General features: G+C 64.6%; 4 protein-coding genes. 1 reads left to right on the plus strand and 3 read right to left on the minus strand.

Annotation, left to right across the window (positions count from 1 at the left end):
• The 3 genes from AHiyo1_RS07960 to AHiyo1_RS07970 form a co-directional block, all read right to left on the minus strand.
• Positions 1-1,116, minus strand: a 1,116-nt coding sequence (locus AHiyo1_RS07960; RefSeq protein ID WP_059388197.1) for an MFS transporter, incomplete at its 3' end; no start/stop codon positions are given.
• A 44-nt stretch (positions 1,117-1,160) separates the two neighbouring features.
• Positions 1,161-1,649, minus strand: a complete 489-nt coding sequence (locus tag AHiyo1_RS07965) for a DUF3027 domain-containing protein (RefSeq protein ID WP_084784410.1) — start codon at positions 1,647-1,649, stop codon at positions 1,161-1,163.
• 7 nt (positions 1,650-1,656) lie between these two features.
• Positions 1,657-2,040, minus strand: coding sequence for a cold-shock protein (locus tag AHiyo1_RS07970; RefSeq protein WP_059388199.1), 384 nt, complete (start codon positions 2,038-2,040; stop codon positions 1,657-1,659).
• 244 nt (positions 2,041-2,284) lie between these two features.
• Here AHiyo1_RS07970 and AHiyo1_RS07975 point away from each other — a divergent pair, with 244 nt between their 5' ends.
• Entirely contained in the window at positions 2,285-2,500 is a 216-nt protein-coding gene (locus AHiyo1_RS07975; RefSeq protein ID WP_059388200.1) for a hypothetical protein, read from the plus strand.
• The last annotated feature ends 155 nt before the right edge of the window (positions 2,501-2,655 follow it).

Here is a 2,655-nt window from a genome sequence, read left to right on the forward strand (position 1 = left end):
GGGTCCGGCCACGTTGGACACCCAGCCGACGAACGGTGCACCGATGGGCGTTCCACCCATGAAAATGGCCATGTACAGCGCCATGACCCTGCCGCGCATGACAGGTTCGGTGGTGGACTGCACGTAGCCGTTGGCGCTCGTGATCATGGTCAGGGCAAACAGTCCGCAGGGAATCAATGCCAAGGCGAACATGGTGTAGTTCGGCGCCAGGGCGGCCAGTCCGCTCGCGAGGCCGAACCCGCCCGCCGCCGCGAAGATGAGCCGCATGCGTGGCCTCCCTCGCCGGGCGGAAAGCAATGCTCCTGTGACGGAGCCGATCGCCATGACCGAGTTGAGCAGCCCGAATGCCCCCGCGTCCATGCCGAACTCCGTGCCGACCATGGCCGCGATGAAGAGGACGAAGTTCAGTCCGAACGTGCCCATGATGAAGATCGCGACGAGGACAACCACAATGTCCGGGCGGTTGCGGACGTAGCGAAGCCCTTCACGGATGCGGCCTTTGCCAGCGGCGGCGCGGGGTTGGACGCGCAAGGAGGAAAGAGGGATGGCCCGGATCGAGCCAAGCATTGCGAGGAAGGTCAAGGTATTGATCATGAATACCCAACCTGGCCCCACCGCCACCGTCAACACGCCGGCCACCGCGGGACCGATCATGCGGGCGACGTTGAAGGATGCGCTGTTCAACGCGACAGCGTTGGAAAGATAGTCGTCCTTGACCAGCTCGGACACGAACGTCTGGCGGACGGGGGCGTCAAGTGCCGAGACGACGCCAAGCAACAGCGCGAACACGTAGACATGCCACAACTGCGCCGCACCGCTTAGGACCAGGAGTCCCAAGCCAGTGCTCAGGACCGCCATGGCCGATTGCGTCATGACGAGGAGCCTGCGCCGGCTGTAGCGGTCGGCAAGCAGTCCGGCCCACGGCGCCAGGAAAAGCTGCGGACCCAGTTGGAGGGCCAAGGTCACGCCCATCGCCCCGGCATCGTGGTTGCTCAGATGGGCGAAGACCAGCCAGTCCTGGGCAGTCCGTTGCATCCACGTGCCGATATTGGAAACGAGCGCACCGATGAACCAAATGCGGTAGTTAAGGACACCGAGCGATTTGAAGGTGGACATCAGTTGCCACCTTCACGAAATTCACTCGCCGGGTCCGCCAAGGGCTAGTCAGCCTCGATGTCGTCGGCGTCGTCGCTCTCTTGTTCGTCACCCGGGGCGGCGACGTCCTCACGGGAAGGGTCGCCGTCGTCGTCCGCGTCAACGGGGACGCCGGCTTCCTCCGCCTCCTCGGCCGCGGTAGCCTCGTCCTCCGGACGGACGCGCTTTGCCCAAGGCACCCATTCAGGAGCGAGGATGGAGTCCTCGGACGGCAGCAAGCCAAGCTCGCTGACGGTGACCACTTTGGAGCGCGAGTTGCGGGTCACGACGGCGTACCACTGCCACCCGCCGTACCCGGCCAGCCGCGATTCGAACAGGTGCGTGACGACGCGTTCGCCTTCCGAGCGCGCGGCAATATGCGGCCCGATTTCTGCCGGCTTGGCAATGGTCTCCACCGCATTGCGGGCGACGTCGACGGCGGCCGCAAGGAAAGCGTCCGGCTTGCCGACGCGCCACACAGGAATGCCGGTGCGGGGTTTCGCCGTTGATGTCATGGCAGGTTTAGGCTTCCAGCTCGTCGGCAACCTTGCGCAGGGCTGCTGCGATGGCTTTGCCCTTGGCGCCTTCAGGGTACTTGCCGGCGGACAACGTGCCGGAGAGGTTGTCCAGTACAGATACGAGATCCTGGACTACCGGAGCGAGCTCGCGGGCGTTCATGCGCTTGGCCTTGGCGATGGAAGGCAACTTGTCCAGGACCCGGAGGCCCAGCGCCTGGGCGCCCCGGCGACCGTCGGCGACGCCGAACTCAACCCGGGTTCCTGCCTTGAGATCCGCTACGCCTTCGGGCAGTGCGGATTTGGGCAGAAACACTTCCTGGCCGTCCTCTGCTGCGAGGAATCCGAAGCCTTTTTCCTTGTCATACCACTTGACCTTGCCGGTGGGCACGTAATCAACCTTCTTCGTTCTTACTTGCGAGACACAGCCGGCACGCCACCGCATCCGCAGGAGACTGCGGGAATAGGGGTGACTGCCTGGACCATGTTGGTCTATTGCTTCAAGGTTATCCTGCCCGGCCACCGATTCGCGCTTTGAGACCCCCGCAGGCAGGTCCCGCCGCCTTTTGCCCGCGGCCAGGCTGCACCCTTGCCTGGAACAGGGGATGCGGCCCGGGACTGTTAGCGTTGCTTCCATGATTCCCCACGACTTCCGCCGCCCGCTCACGATCGTTGCCGCCGTCGTCGCAGTCCTGTCCCTGGCTTCCGTAGCCGCCGTCATGGGGATCGCTTTCGCCAACGGAGTGGCACCGGTGTGGGTTACGTCCACCGCTCTCTACGGGCTGCCGCTCGCCTTTATTTTGATGGCCGCGCTGGTGGTGGACGCTGTGTGGGCGCGGCGTCGGCAATGAGCAGCCGGAAAGCCCGACGGCGGACCCGGCTGGCTGTAACGTTGAATTGATGTCCCTTATTCGCGCGCTCAGCAAGGAACTGGAAGCGCGCAGCGATGATTCGCTGCGGGCCCTGTTTGCAGCGCGGCCGGACCTCATCTCCCCGGTGGTCCCGG

This window comes from Arthrobacter sp. Hiyo1 (assembly GCF_001263615.2).
Lineage (GTDB): Bacteria > Actinomycetota > Actinomycetes > Actinomycetales > Micrococcaceae > Arthrobacter.

Bases quoted from the DNA above. Each gene is read 5' to 3' on its own strand.
- AHiyo1_RS07965 (WP_084784410.1), bottom strand. From the start codon at position 1,649: ATGACATCAACGGCGAAACCCCGCACCGGCATTCCTGTGTGGCGCGTC.
- AHiyo1_RS07975 (WP_059388200.1), top strand. From the start codon at position 2,285: ATGATTCCCCACGACTTCCGCCGCCCGCTCACGATCGTTGCCGCCGTC.